Source organism: Ulvibacterium sp. (assembly GCF_965228935.1).
GTDB lineage: Bacteria > Bacteroidota > Bacteroidia > Flavobacteriales > Flavobacteriaceae > Ulvibacterium.
In genome coordinates, this window is the sequence record NZ_OZ245846.1 from 826,836 (window position 1) to 844,886 (window position 18,051).

Here is an 18,051-nt window from a genome sequence, read left to right on the forward strand (position 1 = left end):
TATTTAAAATGTTACGTTTAAGCCCAATAGTAAAGTCCTTGGGGATGGATAAGTAAAGCGGTCTATACCAAAGGTCTGAATATCGTCGATATCGGTTCCCGTATTGATTTCCGGATCAAAGCCCGAATAATCAGTTATTACAAATAGGTTCTGTCCCGTTAAGGTAAAGCGAAAATTGCTCACCCAATCGCTTAGCCCAAGTATCGCTGGATCCAGGGTATACCCCAAGGTGGCATTGTTCAATCGCAAAAAACTACCATCTTCCAGATAACGGGTAGAGACCTCATTGGAGTTACTTAAATCCTCATTGGGAAATTGAACGGCAAAATCAGTGGTATTCAAATTCCTACTCAATTGACTATTGGAAAATATGGTCATGGCCGTATGGTTATAAATCTTATTTCCGGAAACCCCATTAAAGTTAAGCCCCAAATCCCAATTTTTGTAGTTGAAGTTAAAGTAGAAGGCATAGATAACATCGGGAAGTGCAGTACCTACTGGAATCCGATCATTGTCCAAAGACTCACCATCCCCATTAACATCCCTAAACTGGTTTAAACCATCCGCACCGATACCGATAAATTCTTTCATAAAGAAGGTGCCTATGGGTTCATCATTGATATAGCCATTGATTGTTGCTCCGGTCTGACCGGCACCCTGGGCAGCACCTGAGGTAAGAACCTCAAATTGGGAATCTACCACCTTATTATCCGTATAGGATATGTTACCTCCCACATTAAAGGTGAAGTCCTCAGTGAAATTGCCCCTATAGTCAAGGGAAAGTTCAAAACCGGTATTTTGTATTTCCAAATCGGGAATATTGGTCCAAATTTTTTCCGTGGGCTGTATGGGATCTATTCTATTTGCAAATAACACCACGTCGGTGACCACTTTGTTGAAATAGTCCAAAGTACCTGTTATCCTATTGCCAAACAGGCCAAAATCCAGACCAATATTCGTTTGCGTGGATACTTCCCATTTCAAATCCGGAAACGCTGTCCTAACGGGGACGGTACCAAAAGGATAATCGTCCAAGGAAACCTCTGTTCCGTTTATGGGATAGGTATCATTTTCTGTCCTTGAGTCAACAAAGCTTGCCAAACTTACTTTAGGGTCTATCCCCTCCTGATTCCCCGTTTGGCCCCAACTTGCGCGAAGCTTTAGGTTGCTGAACACCGCATTATCGGCCAAGAAATCTTCCTTGCTAATATTCCATCCCAAGGCAAAAGAAGGGAAATAGCCATATTTGTTGTTTGCACCAAACCGGGACGAACCATCGGCCCGCATGGTGGCCGTTAACAAATACTTATCGTCATACGCATAATTTACCCTACCAAAATAAGATTGTAGCTCATTTATAAAAGCTTCGGAATCTAAGGTAGTGGGGAAAGTCTCGGCACTGATCTGATCCTGGAACCTCGGTTCTATTCCGTTATTGGCAAATCCTTCCAGTCGAAACCTCTTTTGTTCGAATTTTGTTTCCTGATAGGAGTGGGCCGCCAGAACCGTTAGGTTATGCTTACCCTGGCTGAAGGTATAAGTCAACGTATTTTCAATCAAGGTATTGGTATTTATCGTTGCCCTTGTGTCCAAAGTGCCTTCCTCAAAACCTTCCAATAAAGTGTAAGGGGTCTGTTGTACATCGCGAGTGGTGGAGGCATAATCCACCCCTAGATTTAACTTATAGACCAATCCCTTAATAATTTCAAAAGAAGGAGAAATATTGGCCAGGATTCTATTGCTGTTGGCCTCATCCGTATAAATCTGATTACGTACAACCGGATTTAAACGTTCATCAAAGAACGTGGGCTCCCCATTCGTAAAAACGGGAAAAGTAGGATTCAATTGCAACATATCCACTATAATGGCATTGGCGTCCGGCCTTTCATTTACGGTACGGGAAGCGGTCAAGTTAAAATCGACATTGAACCTTCCCTGAAGTGCCTTTTGATTTAAATTTATACGCCCTGAATATCGTGTTAGAGAACTATTGTTCAACGTACCTTCCTGATCATCCACACCGGCAGACACAAAATAGGAGGACTTGTCCACAACCCCTCCGCTCATAGAGAAATTAACATTTTTGGAAATCCCTGTCCTGGTCAATTCATCCTGCCAATCCGTATTTGCTCCACCATCTGCTAATGTTCCCCCTACTGCCGGTACTTGATTTCTAAACTCATTGGCACTGAAGACATCCATGGGGTTTGCTATAGTGGACACGGCCGTGGATACGTTCAAATTCATCTCCGTTTTACCGGCCTTTCCCTTTTTTGTGGTAATCACGATGACCCCATTGGCCGCACGTGCTCCATAGATTGCCGTAGCTGACGCATCCTTTAAAACATCCATGGATTCTATATCCTGTGGATTGAGGAAGTTCAGGGGGTTAGCACCAGGTGCAACACCAATGCTTGAATTATCAAGAATAAAACCATCCACTACAAAAAGAGGCGTGGTACCTGCACGAAGGCTTCCGACACCCCTAATGATGATATTCTGTGCGGCCCCGGGTTCCCCACTTACATTGGTCACGTTAACACCGGCTATCTTACCTTGTACAAGCTGACCAGGGTTGGCCACTACCCCTTTATTGAAATTCTCGCTTTTAACGGAGCCGATGGCACCGGTTATATCGGACTTTCTCTGAACCCCATAACCTACCACAACCACATCATCCAGCTGTGTAGCATCTTCGGACAACTGAATGGTTATGTTACTTTGTCCTGCCAGGGGTATATCCATGGTAGTATATCCCAGATAGGAAACTTCAAGAACGGCATTTGAATCGGCTACTTCTATCGTAAAATTACCATCAAAGTCGGTCGTGGTACCGTTGGTCGTTCCTTTTTCTATAACGCTCGCCCCTGGGAGGGGAGCATTTTGATCGTCGGTGACCATACCAGTCACCGTAGTTTGTGCCCATGAAACCGAAACGATTCCGAGCAGGAAAATCAACATTAAAAATCGAATTTTTTTCATATCTGGCTGTTTTTGCGTTAGTTAATTCTTAAGCCAAATAACAATAAAAAAGCGATGCCCAAAATTATTCGGAGCCAAAAGTCTATGCAAAGGTTTGCATTGATTTACATGGACTTAAGCCTTATTTAAACTTTAGGGAACGTTATTCCCAAATAACTATTTAGGGCTTTTTAAAACTGGTAAAAAAGCAATCTGGAGGGAGAAATTTCTTAAAAAATTAGAGAAAATGATTTGAGTGTGAACCCTAGGTATAGAAGGATGATTCGCCAAGAAAAAGGGGGGCTGTAGGCTGCTCGGCAAGCTTATTCCAAAGTACAGGCAAAACCCCTGATTTTTAGGTTTTTTGCAATACTAACTTCTTCCTACGAAAGGGGGAAGTGCCTCTTTTTTAGCACCTGTGGTTTCCTTATGCAAAGGTTTGCATAGACCTTACCTAATTGTTGACCACTAAGAGTCCTATATTCGTATGAAGATAATGATTCCAATCCCGATTTACCCATCCAAATGGAACTCGATAATTAAATCCTCTTTTGAACAACAACAGTTTAACAAGTCAAATCCCGGTCATGTCCAAAAAAAACCTCCTCCTAATTCTTCTACTTTGCATTTCGATTATTCCTTTGGTTGCACAACCCATAGATCGGGTAAAAATACATTCGCACAATGATTATGCCCAAAAAGTCCCTTTTTGGAGCGCCTATGCCAATGGCCTAAATTCAATTGAGGTCGACATTTTTTTAGGGAACGATAGGCTTTATGTCACCCATGCGGAATCCGAAATTCTAGAAGACCGAACCCTGGAGAATCTCTACCTGCAACCTCTACAAAAGGCAATGAACTTAAAATTAGGGGAGCCACAAGGATTACAGTTACTCATCGATATAAAATCGGAACCCCATGCCACCTTGGAAAAACTGATTTCCATTTTGGAAAACTATCCTACCCTCACCGGGAATAGGCAAATTTCAATAGTGATATCCGGCAATCGACCAAAGGTCAATGCGTATATGGATTATCCCCATTATATCCGCTTTGATTATCAGCAGTTGGAAGATGTACCAAAAGCGGAAATATGGAACAAAATAGCCTTGATCAGCTTAAATTTCAAAAGGTTTTCACCATGGAACGGAAAAGGAAGATTAACTGCCGACGATCATAAAAAGGTAAAGGCTGTAATCGATAAGGCCCATTCCTATGGCAAACCTTTCCGATTCTGGGGAGCGCCGGATTCCAAAACCGCTTGGAAGGCCTTTAATGATATGGGTGTGGATTTTATCAATACCGATTTGCCGTATGCATCGGCTTCCTATCTAAATACTTTAAAGCAACGAATCTATCACAATACGGTTTTGGCAGAAGTCTATAAGCCAACCTTTGACTCGGACCAAAAAGATAGGCCTGTTAAAAATGTCATTCTATTGATTGGCGATGGTAACGGGCTAGCGCAAATCTCGTCCTCGGTTTTTGGCAATGGCGGAGAGTTAACATTGACCCAATTAAAAAGTATCGGGTTTATAAAGACACAATCCGCGGACGATTTTACGACCGATTCCGCTGCTTCGGGTACCGCCTTGGCCACAGGCACAAAAACCAACAATCGTGCGATAGGAGTGGATGACAAGGGCAATTCCCTAAAAAATATTACCGAACTTCTATATGAAAACGGTTTTAACTCTGGATGTATCACAACGGACATGATTACTGGTGCTACCCCGGCCGCTTTCTATGCGCATCGCAAAGATCGATCGGATACGGAGGGTATTATTTCGGATCTATCAAAAAGTAAACTTTCACTATTGGTTGGCGGAGGTGCCAACTCGTTTGAAAGGCAAATTGCCCAAATGGGTTTTTCCATTTTGGAAAATACGGATGGAATGGCCCAAAGTGAAGAAAAACGAATTGCCCATTTTATTTCAAAGGATGATGTTCCCAGCGTTCTTGAGGGACGTGGAGCGGTATTGGCCGAGGCGACCAAAAATGGATTGGCTTTTTTAAAAGCGAAGAAAGCTCCCTTTTTTTTAATGGTGGAAAGTGCGAAAATAGATAGTTATGGTCACGAAAACTATGTTCCCGGCATCGTCTCGGAAGGCATAGATTTTGATCGGGCCATAACCGAAGCCTTGAAATTTGCGGATTCAACGGGCAATACGCTTGTGGTCGTCACGGCAGATCACGAAACTTCCGGATTTAGTTTGCCACAGGGGAATCTTGAAAGCCAAATGGTAGAAGGGGATTTCACGACCCATGATCATACGGGCATCATGGTACCGTTATTCGCGTATGGTCCCCATTCCCAGGAATTTCAAGGAATATATGAAAATACAGAGGTGTACGATAAAATCATAAAAGTGCTCAAAATTAAGGCAGATTAAGCCGGGTACCTTTTCTTTGTACCCAAGCTTATGGTACATTCGGACGGATAGCCCCTTACCAATAAAAAGCTACTCGACTAAATGAAATACAAGTGTATTATTTTTGATTGCGATGGGGTTCTGGTAGATAGCGAGTTGATTACAGCCAAGGTGTTGGTTGCGATGGGAAAGGATTTGGGATTGCACATTGACCTGGACTTTGTGGTAGGTGAGTTCTTGGGAAAGTCGTTAAATGATATTATGCACTATCTCAATATGCTTACGAAAGGACAGTTACCTCCTGATTTTGAATCGGAATACCGGAAAAAAACGTATGAGGCCTTCAAGAACGAACTCAAGCCAATAGCAGGAATCCATTCGGTTATTGAGAATCTTGAAGTCCCATTTTGTGTTGCCTCAAGTGGACCTCTGGAAAAAATACGAGCCAATTTAACGACCACCGGGTTAATCGATAAGTTTGAAGGAAGAATATTTAGTTGTTATGAAATACAGCGTTGGAAACCCAATCCGCATATTTTCCTTCATGCCGCCAAAAGTATGGGCTTTAGACCAGAGGAATGCGCGGTTGTAGAGGATAGCAAAGTTGGGGTTCAGGCGGCCTTGGCCGGGGGTTTCGATGTCTTTGTGTATTCCAAAAACGGTCATGACTATCCTATTGATCCGCAGGAAGCCTTTGTTTTTCAGGATATGGGTGAATTGGGAATGCTACTTTCCCGATCCTGATAAAGTTATCCCCAACCAATGTTGACTAACCTTGCATACAAGCTAGGGTTGATCTTATGAGTTTCGAAAGAATCTCCCTTGTTACCTCCTTGATTTAGGAATTAGTACGTCATAATTCTATTAGACCGAACATTATTCTTCAGAGCAAACTTCCTTAAAAAAGAGAGGCAGTTATACTATTGTTCTATTTCCTCTCTCTAAGGCAGTAGGTTTTTTCTTAATTTTAATTCCATATACTTTATTTAATGTTGGCAGAGATTAATTTAACCGATGTTTTGCAGTAAGGTTTTCGACTTTTTTTATCCCCCTTTGTTTATTTGGTAATGCGTATTACACTTACATATTCTATCATTTTATACCTATTTTTTTTCAATGTCTCGTATGCCCAGGACTATACGATAAGGGATGTTCAGATCAATAGCAATGGTGAAACCCATAAGTACAGGAATTTAATGCAAATGGATGGTGATGGGTTTCTATGGTATTCCACCCATAACGGTTTGGTAAAAGACTTTGGGACCTATAATGTGCTTTCTTCTTTCTCGGATGAAATCCTGGATGACCTCCCCAAATATATTCATGGTTTTTTTATTGATAGCAAGCAAAGAATATGGATATCGGCTGCCAAGGGAATTTTCATATCCAGTGAAAGTTTGGAAAAAAGTTTCAATCACATCGAATTCAAACCCTTTTTAAAGGGATTGGAACTTCAGGCGAACTCCTTTATGGAAGATTGCGATGGAAACCTATGGATAGTCGCTGGTAACAGCACGGAAAATATTGTTTTAAAGGTGGACCCCTCCCTTGAAATCACGGAATATCAAATCCCAGAAATTGGATTACGGCATGTCTATGCTTCCTATTTTTTGGGGGGCTTTCTACATTTGGAACGAAGGATCGGCTGCAATAAATTTCTAGCTCGGCGGGGACGTAAGCTGTTTGTCCTGGATCAGGGAAAGACCACTTTAATAGCTGATTTTACCGCTACATTGAATTATGAACATGGCAGTTATTATCATCCTGAATGGCAACAAAATGGGGGGGATGGCCTACTGATCACTGACAATGGTGACATTTTTCCGGAATCCACGGAAACGGAGTACACCTACGAAGGAGAAATTTTTAAGACTCATTTTATTGAAGATTTTGGTATACAGGTTATTAACCTGCCCCTACAGGAAATGATTCCAATTGCAGAAAATACCAATCCCACACTAAAAAACTATGCCGATCTCATCGGTATCGATGACTTTGGAAAAAAATTATCCCTATACAAAATAGTGGACATCAACGGGAGCTTTCATCTCAAAAAGACCTATGAAATTCCATTCCCCAATTCGATCGACGATATTCTCATAGATCAAAACGATATCATCTATGTTACCAGCCATGATCGGATCCATAAAATAAAGTTCAGCAAGAACAATTTTAATCGGATCCTATATAAGAATGGCGAACGGAATGTCGACTCAAGGGGATTTTTAGAACTCCCGAACGAAGAAATCCTTGCCGCTACGGATGAAGGGGTCTTTAAGCTTTCACCAACGGAGAGTAATAATTATGGTGAAAGTCCTTATAAAACGACACGTATTTTTCCAAAATTGAATCTCGTTAGATCTTTTCTAAAGGCTAGTGATTCCACGGCCTGGTGTATCGGGGAGCACAAAGCACTTTGGAAAATCAATTTTCTAAAAAATACAATTGTTGATACCAACATCTTTGACTCGCACCGGAGATTGGCCAATTTGCACTATTTTGATATATTAAAGCATTCGGACTCCACCCTATTGCTGGCCAGCAATTATGACCTTCAGGAATTCAATTTTAAACAAAAGAAGTTCCGCGTGTTGTCCATTCCCCCTTTGGAGAACGCAGAAGACCCTATAACAAGGGATCTTCATAAGACCAAGGATAAGCTCTATATAGGAACGGACATAAATGGATTGATCGTACAGGATCTGGATTCCAACACCTTTTTGCACTTGACCAAAGATTCCATTAACAATGGATTGACCCTTCCGACGAATACGATTTATACAACTTTCTTAGATCAACAAGAAAATATATGGCTGGGCACGAACAAGGGGGCAATCCATATTGACAAGGACTTAAAAAACGCAACGACAATAGGTGCAGCGGATGGGTTTACAGATTTAAATGTAGTGGGAATTTTAGAGGATGCCGATGAAAACATGTGGTTCAGTACCCATGATGGGTTGTACCGGTACGAGAAGGGTTTAAAAAAAGTGACCGCGTTCTATGTGGAGAATGGCCTGCCCTTTAATGATTTCAATCAATATGGGTATTATAAAACTTCTACCAATACCCTACTGTTCGGAGGGGTCAGGGGACTTATCGCCTTTGACAGTATTGACGGCTCGGCCCGATCCCGGGACATCAGGATATTCCCCACCAAATTCGAATATTACGATTCCGAAAGGGAAATGGATGTGGAACTCGACGCCTTAAACGCGGAACGGTATGATTTCGACCTGCCCTACTCCAAAAACTCGTTTTCCATATCCTATAGTATCAACGACTGCTACAACACCGAGACCAACAAATATGCCTACAAATTGGACGGGTTTACCGAGGAGTGGGTGAACCTGGGCGACCAGACCACCTTGAAGCTACTGTCCATTCCCCCAGGGGATTACGTGCTGAGAATCAAGGGGCTGGATGCCGCCGGTCTGGAATCGTCCAACGAACTGAACTATGACATCCATGTGGCCCAGGTGTTCTACAAACGGCCCTGGATCCAGGCTGTTGCCTTTCTGTTACTCCTCGGCCTGGTGGCGCTCGCCCTGTACACCCATTCGGTACGGGAGCGGAAAAAACATGAACTGCGCCTTACCTTGGTGGAACTGGAACGAAAGACCCTAAGGGCACAAATGAACCCGCACTTCATATTCAACGCCCTGAACGGCATACGTAAAACGGTCAAAGAGGGCATGTTGTCCAAGCTGGATGACTATATCACGAGTTTCTCCTCCCTTATGCGGTTGACGCTGGACCTGACCCGAAACGAGAACATCCTACTCTCCAAAGAAATAAGGTACATAGAAAACTATGTAAATCTTACCAGTACCAAGAGTCGGCACAGGATAGATTTCATCGTCCAATGCGGGCCGGACATTGATATGGAGGATACCTTTATCCCCTCCATGATTCTACAGCCCATCGTGGAGAATTCCATCATACACGGTTTTACGGACGATCAAAAGGAAAAATCAATAACCATCAAGGTCGAAAGGTCTCTAGCGACGAAACAGCTCGTTCTTACCATCGAGGACAACGGAATAGGAATCTTGGGATCTAAAATCAAGGGCAGACCTGATAAGGGGCATCAGTCCTATGCTACGCAGATACTGTGGGAAAGGCTAAAACTGTTGAACCAAATACGAAAAAGGGAATACGGCTATGAAATCACAACGGATGATATTGGGGATGGCATACGAACAGGGACACGGGTCACCATTAAAATTCCATATTAGAGGTAATAATGTATAAAATAGTTACATATTCCATCTTTCTGTGCGCAATTGTCCTCAATACACTATGTGCACAGGATTACACCATACGGGACGTTGAAATGAATCCCAATGGGAAATCCCACAAGTATAGGAATTTTTTGCAGGTAGATCATGATGGGTTTCTATGGTATTCTACAAATAATGCCGTTGTAAAGGATTTTGAGACCCATAGCGTTCTCTCATCCTTTGAAGCCAATAACGTGAATGACTTGGTGCAAGATATCTATGGAATTTTTTTTGATAGCAAAAAAAGAATGTGGGTATCCGCGGACACCGGACTTTTTGTGTCCAGCGAAAGTTTGGATAATGGTTCCAATCGCATAGAATTCAAGCCATTCTTAATGGGGAGGGAGCTACAACCCAATTCCTTTATGGAGGATTGCAATGGAAACCTGTGGATGGTAGCTTCTAATCCCACGGACAATATTATTTTAAAGGTGAATCACTCCCTTAAGGTCACGGAATATCAAATTGAGGGGATTGAACCCAGATATACAAATGACAGATACTTTTTGAGGAATTTCCTTTATTTTGAAAGAAGAATCGGTTGCGATACATTTCTTGTTCGGCAGGGACGCAAGTTTTATGTCTTTGATACCGGAACTACAACGCTCATTGCGGACTATACCAGCTCCATCAAATACAGTTGGGCGGATTATATCTATCCGGAATGGCCCCTAAACGGAGGTGACGGCCTAGTACTTACCGACAATGGCGATATCCTCCCGGAATCCATTGAAACGCAGTATATCTTTGAAGGAAAGGCTTTTGAAACCTACTTTATTGAGGAGTTAGGCCTACAGCTGATCAATGTACCCTTTCAGGAAATGATCCCCATTTCGGAAGACAACAATCCCGTATTGAAAAACCATGCCGATCTCATCGGTATCGATGGTCCCGGAAAGACTTTACTGTTGTTCAAAATGGTTGAAACAAACGGGAGTTTTCATCTCAAAAAGACCTATGATATTTCGTTCCCTTTCCTGATCGAGGATTTGATCATCGATAAAAACGACATTATTTATGTTAGCAGCTATGACCGGATCCATAAAATAAAGTTCAGCAAGAACAGTTTTGATAGGTTCCTTGATCATTCCAAAGATGAAAAAATCGATGTAAGAGGTTTTTTGGAGCTTCCCAATGAAGAAATCCTTGTTGCCACCAATGAAGGGACCTTTAAACTTATCCCTTCGGCAGGCACCAACAATGAAAGCCCTTTTAAAACAGCCAAGGTTTTTGTCAAGGGGGTATTGGGCTTTATGAAATCTTTCGTAAAAGTAAGCGATTCCACGGCATGGTGTGTCGGGGAGAGCCGAGGGCTCGTTAAGATAAATTTTCTTGAGAATACAAAAGAAGAGGTACATGTCTTTCACTCACATCGGAGGTTGGCCAGTCTGCATTATTATGATATTCTAAAATCCTCGGATTCTACCTTATTGCTGGCCAGCCACTATGGCCTTCACGAATTCAACACCCGGCAAAAAGAATTCAGGGAGTTGCCTATTCCGATCGTTGAGAACAATGAGGAACTGTTTGTTTGGGATATTCACAAAACAGCGGACAGACTGTTTATCGGTACGGATGCGAACGGACTCTTTATACAGGATCTGGATTCCAATACCTTTTTGAACCTGACCAAAGAATCCACCAACAACGGGTTGATTCTCCCGTCGAACAAGGTCCATTCGATTTTTACGGATAGGCAAGAAAATATATGGTTGGGCACGGACAAGGGCGCAATCCATATTGACAAGGATTTGAAAAAACTAACGATTATAGACGGAGCGGATGGCCTCTCCAACGTAAATGTAGTGGGAATTTTGGAGGATGGCCATGGAAATATGTGGTTCAGCACCCATAACGGTCTTTATAGATATAACAAAAGCTCAAAAAAAGTGACCGCTTTCTATGTGGAGGATGGACTGACCTCCAACGATTTCAATCAAATCTCATATTACAGATCTTCAAGAGGCAAGATGTTATTTGGGGGAATTAAAGGATTGGTCGCCTTTGATAGTGTTGCGGATACTTACCAATCCCAAAAAATCGAAATATTCCCCACCAAATTCGAATACTATGATAGGGAAGAAAAAAAAGAGATAGCACTTGATGCTATTAATCAGGACAGTCGTAGTTTCAATCTTCCCTATACTAAAAATTCGTTTTCCATATCCTATAGCATCAACGACTGCTACAACACCGAGACCAATAAATATACCTATAGGTTGGACGGATTTACAGATGACTGGGTGGATTTGGGCGACCAGACAACCTTGAAGCTACTATCCATTCCCCCAGGCGATTATGTGTTGCGGATTAAAGGTCTGAATCCTACTGGAGTGGAATCTTCCAACGAACTGAACTATAATCTCCATGTGGCACAGGTCTTCTACAAAAGGCCCTGGATCCAGGGCGTAACAGTATTGTTTCTGCTTGGCCTGGTGGCACTCGCCCTGTATAGCCGCTCTGTTAGGGAACGGAAAAAGCACGAACTGCGGCTTACCCTGGTGGAACTGGAACGGAAGACCCTAAGGGCACAGATGAACCCACACTTCATATTCAATGCCCTGAACGGGATACGCAAGACCGTAAAGGAGGGCAAGCTGTCCAAATTGGATGACTATATCACCAATTTTTCTACCCTTATGCGGTTGACGCTGGATCTTACCCGGAACGAGAACATCCTGCTCTCCAAGGAAATACGTTACATCGAGAATTATGTGACCCTAAGCAATACTAAAAGCAAGCACAAAATAGACCTCATCGTCCAATGCGAATCGGACATCGATTTGGAGGAGACCTTTATCCCCTCCATGATGTTGCAGCCTGTTGTGGAGAATTCCATCGTACACGGTTTTACGGATGACCAAAAGGAAAAATCAATTACCATCAAGATCGAAAGGTCCACGGACACGAAGCAGCTAATCCTTATCATTGAGGACAACGGGATAGGAATCTCAGGAGCGAAAAGCAAGGGTGGCCCCGAAAAGGGGCACCAGTCCTACGCTACACAGATACTGCACGAGCGGTTGAAGCTGCTGAACCAGATCCGCAAAAAGGACCATGGCTTTGAGATTACGATAAGGGACGTAGCCGACAAAACCAGGACGGGGGCCTTGGTCACCATCAAAATTCCATATTAGGCAGCATTGTCATCCCTATAATTTCTCGATAATGCACTTAACAGAATGCTTCATGGACATGTATTTTGAATCAATTGGAGGCTACATCGCCCAGCGCGTTGTTTGCAAAAGTGTTGCCACTCTGCGATAAACTATTACCGCCTTGTACAAAATCAATGCCCCATCCTCCACTATCGCTAATAGTACTGTTCTCCAGGGTTAGGCTTCCACTGCAATGGATCACAATATTGCCCCGGCCTCCGGCATTGTACATCTGCTCCGCACCGCCTCCCGATATTTCACAGAAGTTTAAAAGGTTGGCACTGGTGCTGGAATTAATACCGATACCCAACCAAGTACCCTGTCCTTCGGAGGCTCCCCGGAATATAATCGGTTCCTCGGAAGTGCCTTGGGCATTTAGGGAGCCTGTAGTAGGGATACAATCCACCCCGGGGCTTCCCAAAACCAGTCCCGCCCCTGTTTCGAATTCCAGAATCGTACCGGCCTCGATGGTGATGGCCGTTTCCACATAGGTCTCCCTTCCCGAGCGCTCGGTCTCGATACGGTAGGGTACGTCCAACTTTTTAATGGTAAGGTCGGCATCGGTAACGGCATCGCCCACCACTTGGATATAGGTCATTCCATTGCCATCGGCATAGGTGGTAGCGGCATCCAACTCATTAACCTGTGGCAGGTGCATCCAAATCGGGGCCAATTCATTGTTTACGATCGAGTTCGCTTCGAAATCCTCCAGTTGGGCGTCATCGTCCAACACATAGAGACCGTATCCGCCACTGTCGGTTAGGGTGGTATTCTGTAGGGTCAACCTGCTATTGCATTGTAGGGTAACATTGGCCGCAAATTCGGACGCATTATAGAGGTCTGCGCTTCCGCCCCCGGAAATGGTACAATGAATCAAGTTGTTGTTGGGACTTGCGGAATTGAAGCCGATGCCCAGCCACGTACCCTTACCGGGAGTCACTCCTCTGAACGTTATCGGATTTTCCGGTGTCCCCGTGGCATTAAGGGATCCCGATGTATCCGCACAATCCGAAGCTTGTACCCCTAAACGCAAACCCGACCCGTTCGTAAATTCCAAGGTGTTTCCGGGATCAATATTCAATTCATTTTGGATATTATATCTACCACTATCCACAAAGCGGTAGGGGACGTTCAAAAAGGCCATGTTAACGGGGTCGTCCTCAAGGTCATTTTCCCGGACCTCGATATAGTTCTTGGCATTGCCCTGATAGTCCGACGCGGCATCCAACGCGCTCAACTGGTTGAAATATAGGCCCACAGGGGCTTCCTCGTTATTGGATATGACATTATTGGAAAACTCCTCCAGATCGCTTTCGTCCGTAATGAACACGCCGAATCCATCATTATCGGTAATGGTACAATTGACGATGGCACCCGAGGAATCTTCGTCCCTGGATAGTTGAACGGCACCCTTTTCCCCGGATTGAGTGGAAGCAGAGCGGCCAGCATGGCTTACGATTACATGTTCCAAACGATTTTCCGGATGATTGGAGCCAAAATAGACTCCTTTCCAAACCCCTTTATTCTCGGAGGTTCCCAAGAATTGTATGGTGTTTTCCACCGTGCCCACGGCCTTTAAGCCTCCACCTTCACTAGTAAAGATACCGCTGTTCTCGCCTTCAAAGGCGATGATGACCCCAGGTTCAATGGTGAGCAATGCATTTCCTCTTACGTTAATTTCACATTGTATCACATAGTCTACGGCATCTCCCGGTTCCACATCTTCCCAGGTCGTATTTTCCAAAATCTCATTTTGATTACATAACGAAACATCCGCCGTGAGCACGGTGAAGGAGGTGCCAACCGCTGTTCTTCCGTTAACGGTTACGGATACTTGTCCGGTAGTGGCATCTTCCGGAACATCAACTACCAGCTGTGTCACTGATGCAGACTTGACCGTTGCCGCAGTTCCATTGAATTCCACCTCATTTTGGTTGCCGGTACTGCTGAAATTGGTACCCGTAATGGTGACTTCGGTTCCCACCACCCCACTGTTCGGGGATATCCCCGTAATTGTCGGGCTTTGGATTTCGGGTTCCTCATTTATCATAGATCCGTCATCGCCATCACTACTACAGCTCACGGCCAAACCCAGGGCCATAACGGCCATTAAACCCTTGAATGCATGTTTCTGCACTTTCATGAATGCCTTTTTCATAATCTTACGTATTTGCTGTATGGAGGGGAAACACTTGGAATTGGGCCAAAGCTAGTTTTTACGCCCATCGGCGACTGACACTATAATCCCAAATAGTGACACGGGAATACCAAATACTGTACTTACCTTAAAAATTAGTACGAAGAGGGGGCAACCCCGTAGAGCGCCTTGAAGCATTTGGCGAAATAGGAAAGATTGTTGAAGCCCACCTGATAAGCGATCTGTGTTACGGTATCCGCTTTTTGGGACAACAATTGGGCCGCCCGTTTTAACCGAAAGTTTCGCAACAGTTCCCCTGGGGATTCATTGGTCAAGGCCTTTATTTTCCGATGTAGCTGGGTTTTACTCATGGCCAGGGCCCGTTGCATCTGGGGTACCCCGAAATTTGCATCGGTGTATTTCTTTTCCAAGAGATCCAGAACCTGCTCCAGAAATTTTCTGTCCAGCGAGGTGGTCGTAATTTTTTCAGGATGTACGGTATAGGCATTATCTCTATAGTGCGCCCTCAATCGTTGCCTTTGATCGATGAGGTTTTTGACTCGTACCGCAAGTTCCTTGGCATCAAAGGGTTTCGTTAGGTAATCATCGGCCCCGGTCTCCAATCCTTCAATCTTGTTTTCCACACCGGCTCGGGCGGTGAGCATAATAACGGGAATGTGACTGGTTTCCAAATTGGTCTTCAGTTTTTTGCAAAGCTCCATCCCATCCATTTTTGGCATCATTAAATCCGTAATGAGCAGGTCGGGCAAATGTGCCATAGCCATTTTAATGCCCTCTTCGCCATTCCTGGCCTCGATTATCCTATACGTTTCCACAAGGCGGGTCTTGATGAAATGAAGCATGTCCTCGTTGTCCTCTACAAGTAAAATTGCAGGGAGGTCGCGTACATCCGACTTAGGCAAGTCAAAGGTTTCCGCAATAGGGGTCTCCTTTATTTCTTCCAATATTTCGACTTCAACCGATGCCCTAGGGGTCTTAATTCTTTCCATCGGAATCTGTACCGTAAAATAGGTGCCCTTACCCTCTTCGCTAGAAACCGTAATGGTTCCATCCATTAATTCTACCAAGTCCTTGGACAGGGACAGACCAATGCCCGAGCCTTCCCTATCCTTGGTGGTACCACCATCTACCTGATAGAAACGGTCAAAGATAAAGGGCAATTTATCCTCGGAAATTCCTCGGCCAGAATCCGAAATCTGGATGACCAAATCTGCATTGGTATAGGACGCTTTCAAAGCCACCAGTTCCCCATCCTCACTGAATTTAAAGGCGTTGCTCAACAAATTGTAAACTACTTTTTCCAGCTTGTCCCGGTCAAAAGCCGCCCATAAGGTTTCGCTGGGGATTTCCACCCGATAGTCCATATTACGTTGTGCCGCATAGGAATTGAAGGATGCCGCCGCGGTTCTAAGGCATTTAAAAATATCGCCTTCGGTCGATTTTAGCTGCAATTTGCCCTCATCGATTCTGGATAGATCCAATAATTGGTTCACCAATCCCAATACCTTGTTCGTATTCCTTCGGATCATCTTTACATCGTTTCGGCCCAGTTGCTCCTCAGGGTTCTGCTCCAAATGTTCAATGGAGCCCTTGATCAAGGTTAGGGGCGTTCGAAACTCATGGGAAATGTTCGCGAAAAAGTTGGACTTTAATCGGCCGAGTTCCTGAAGCTCCTTGTTGGCCCTTTGTTTAATACGGTATTGATTGTAAAGTAATACGGCAAATACCAGGATAAAAACCGAAAAGGCTATGGTACCGTTGCGTTCGTTCTTTCGTTTGCTCAACTGCAATGCCTGCAGTTCCTTTTCCGAGGCCAACAAAGCGATTTCCTTGGTTTTCTCTTCATTTTGATATTGGGCTTCAATCTCTTCGGCAAGATCACGCTTTTCCAAGGTATACAGGCTATCCCGTAGGATTTGGTATTCCATAAGGGCGGTAAAGGCTTTTTCGTGATCCGATTTGGCCCGGTACACCTGTGCCAGAACCTTGTATCCATCCATTGTGGTCAGATCTGCGCCTACGGCCTTGGCCATTTGAAGCGCCCGCTTTGAGTAATAGCCCGCACTGTCCCATTTTTTGGAATTAAAAAACTCCTGCCCCAAGGATTGGCTAAAAATGGCCATGTTGATGGAATCCGAAGTCTGGGTAGCTATGGACAAAGACCGATGATAATTGTAGATAGCCTCCTTGGATTGCGATTTATCCGAATAAATATTTCCGATATTCTCGTAGACCTGGCTCATTTCACGTTTTAGGTCCATTTGTTTATAGCTTTCCAGGGCCTGATGGTATTTTTCCAGTGCGGCATCGGGCTTTTTCTGATTTCGGTATACAACGCCCATATTTTTTAGCACAAAGGCCCGGCCGGGCAAAAAGTCGAACTTTTTAAACAGGCTATCACTTTTTGCATAGTAATCTAGGGCCTTATTGTAATTAGTCAGTTTTTGGTTGATGAGACCAATGTTGGCGAAGTTGATCCCGGCATTTTTCTCGTTGCCGATCTCGGTGTTCATCTTGGCGGCATAGGTATACGCCTCCATGGCCTTTTTGTATTCCCCGGTTTCATTATAGATGTTGCCCAAATTGTTGTGGGAACTCGCCAAGCCCTCAAAATCGTCCACTTGCTTGGCAAAGGCAATATTGCGTTGGTGGTAGGCCTCGGCCTGTATAAGGTCTCCCTTGCTCAAATAGGTATTGCCCAATCCCAATAGGGCAATTCCTTTACCTGAATCATAGGTGATATCTTCAGCTAGGGCCAACGCCCTTTGGAAGACCGAAATTGCGGAATCGTTCTGCGCCCTCCCGTTCAGAAGATCGGCAAAAGCGTTGAGGGTCATCACTTCATAACGTTTGTCCCGGATTCCCGTGGCGATGCCCAAGGCCTTTTGGATGCTGGTTTCGGCCTTAGCCGGGTTTTCATACTGATATTCGTCAAAGAGGTCTAACAGGAGTTTGACCTTTAGGGAGTCTACCTTTTCGCGATCCAGTCTTTTTTCCAAGCTATCGATTTTGGACTGCGGGTAACCCGAAACCGAAATAAGCACTCCGATAAGAAACAAGATTCTGGCCATGTATAAATTTAAACGAATTAATTCAAATTGTATGTCGTCCTGTTTATG

General features: G+C 44.1%; 7 protein-coding genes. 4 read left to right on the forward strand and 3 right to left on the reverse strand.

What is annotated here, in order from left to right:
• Positions 1-3 precede the first annotated feature (3 nt).
• Positions 4-2,982, reverse strand: a complete 2,979-nt coding sequence (locus ACO06Y_RS03600) for a SusC/RagA family TonB-linked outer membrane protein (protein WP_422082463.1) — start codon at positions 2,980-2,982, stop codon at positions 4-6.
• Positions 2,983-3,548: 566 nt separating this feature from the next.
• On the opposite strand from ACO06Y_RS03600, the gene ACO06Y_RS03605 reads away from it, so the two are divergent.
• The 4 genes from ACO06Y_RS03605 to ACO06Y_RS03620 all read left to right on the forward strand — a co-directional run bounded on the left by ACO06Y_RS03605 (position 3,549) and on the right by ACO06Y_RS03620 (position 12,753).
• Positions 3,549-5,354 (forward strand): alkaline phosphatase, encoded by a 1,806-nt coding sequence (locus tag ACO06Y_RS03605; RefSeq protein WP_422082464.1) that lies wholly within the window; start codon positions 3,549-3,551, stop codon positions 5,352-5,354.
• Between the two features lie 81 nt (positions 5,355-5,435).
• Positions 5,436-6,077 (forward strand): HAD-IA family hydrolase, encoded by a 642-nt coding sequence (locus ACO06Y_RS03610; protein WP_422082465.1) that lies wholly within the window; start codon positions 5,436-5,438, stop codon positions 6,075-6,077.
• Between the two features lie 323 nt (positions 6,078-6,400).
• Complete coding sequence (locus tag ACO06Y_RS03615; RefSeq protein ID WP_422082466.1) at positions 6,401-9,571, forward strand: histidine kinase; 3,171 nt, start codon at positions 6,401-6,403, stop codon at positions 9,569-9,571.
• Positions 9,572-9,579: 8 nt separating this feature from the next.
• Positions 9,580-12,753: a histidine kinase gene (locus tag ACO06Y_RS03620; RefSeq protein WP_422082467.1), complete on the forward strand. Its 3,174-nt coding sequence runs from the start codon at positions 9,580-9,582 to the stop codon at positions 12,751-12,753.
• Between the two features lie 70 nt (positions 12,754-12,823).
• Here ACO06Y_RS03620 and ACO06Y_RS03625 read toward each other — a convergent pair whose 3' ends face one another.
• On the reverse strand, positions 12,824-14,932 hold the full coding sequence (locus ACO06Y_RS03625) for an IPT/TIG domain-containing protein (RefSeq protein WP_422082468.1): 2,109 nt from the start codon (positions 14,930-14,932) through the stop codon (positions 12,824-12,826).
• Between the two features lie 134 nt (positions 14,933-15,066).
• Positions 15,067-18,003, reverse strand: a complete 2,937-nt coding sequence (locus tag ACO06Y_RS03630) for a tetratricopeptide repeat protein (protein ID WP_422082469.1) — start codon at positions 18,001-18,003, stop codon at positions 15,067-15,069.
• Positions 18,004-18,051 lie beyond the last annotated feature (48 nt).